Annotated in this window: 2 protein-coding genes; both read right to left on the reverse strand. The window is 68.7% G+C overall.

Annotation, left to right across the window (positions count from 1 at the left end; all coding sequences use genetic code 11):
- Positions 1-281 (reverse strand): ATP-binding protein (locus EBE87_RS28390; RefSeq protein WP_233560293.1); only part of this gene is annotated, 281 nt, incomplete at its 3' end.
- The coding region (locus EBE87_RS28395) for a Mu transposase domain-containing protein (protein ID WP_408887778.1) at positions 271-1,038 on the reverse strand (768 nt) is incomplete at its 5' end. The genes EBE87_RS28390 and EBE87_RS28395, both read right to left, overlap by 11 nt.

Raw genomic sequence — 1,038 nt, forward strand, 5'->3', positions numbered from 1 at the left:
TGCAGTTGCCGGACCGTGGCCTCGTTGACCCCGCTGGCCGCGAAATCGAACCCGGCCAGGTCTTTGTAGGCGGGGAACCGGGCGGCTTTGGTCTGGTAGGCGATCGAGCGCACCTCGCGCTCCGCCACCTCGGCCTTGAGCAGTTGGGAGAGAATGGGGACGGCCGCCTCGAACGCCGGTGCGCCCTGTTCCATCAGCTCGGCGACTGCTTGAGCCATGCCGTACATCTTGAGCCCGCGCAGCATGACCACGAGAGCGGCGCTGGCGGGGTCATGACGCATGGCGCACCTCGCGGTTCCGCAGCGTGTCGTAGCGCCCAATGTCGGCCCTCGGCTCCTGGTCGAGGACGAGGGCCTGGGGTGCATCGATGACTGCGGCCGTGTTCTTGCCGTCGGTCAGGCGGTGCAGAATGTTGAGGATGTGGGTCTTGGTGGCGACGCCGTCCTCGAGAGCCAGTTCCACGGCGCACAGCACAGCCTGCTCGTCGTGCTGCAGCACGAGGGCGAGGACATCCACCATCTCCCGCTCACCCCCGGGCCGCCGGATGAGCTGGACCTGGAGCTTGCGGAACGCCTCCGGCATCTCGGCAAAGGGCGCGCCGTTGCGCAGAGCGCCCGGCTTGCGCTGGATCACCGCCAGGTAGTGCCGCCAGTCGTAGACCGTGCGGCCGGGCACGTCGTGCGCGCGCTCGACGATCCGGGCGTGCTCGCACAGGACCTGTCCCTCGGCCGCCACGACGAGCCGGTCGGGATAGACCCGCAGGCTGACCGGCCGATTGGCGAACGAGGCCGGGACGCTGTAGCGGTTGCTCTCGAAGTGCACGAGGCAGGTCGGCGACACCCGCTTGGTGTGCTCGACAAACCCGTCGAACGCCCGTCCCATCGGCATCAGGTTCATCCGCTCCCGGGCCTGCACCTCGGCGACGCTGCCTGGCAGAACCCCATGAGACAGTTCGCTCCAGCGCTCGATGCAGCGGGCCTCCAGCCACGCATTGAGGGCGGGCAGATCCGCGAACGGCGGCATGCCCTGCCAGATCTG

It is taken from the genome of Teichococcus wenyumeiae, from assembly GCF_003696345.1.
GTDB lineage: Bacteria > Pseudomonadota > Alphaproteobacteria > Acetobacterales > Acetobacteraceae > Pseudoroseomonas > Pseudoroseomonas wenyumeiae.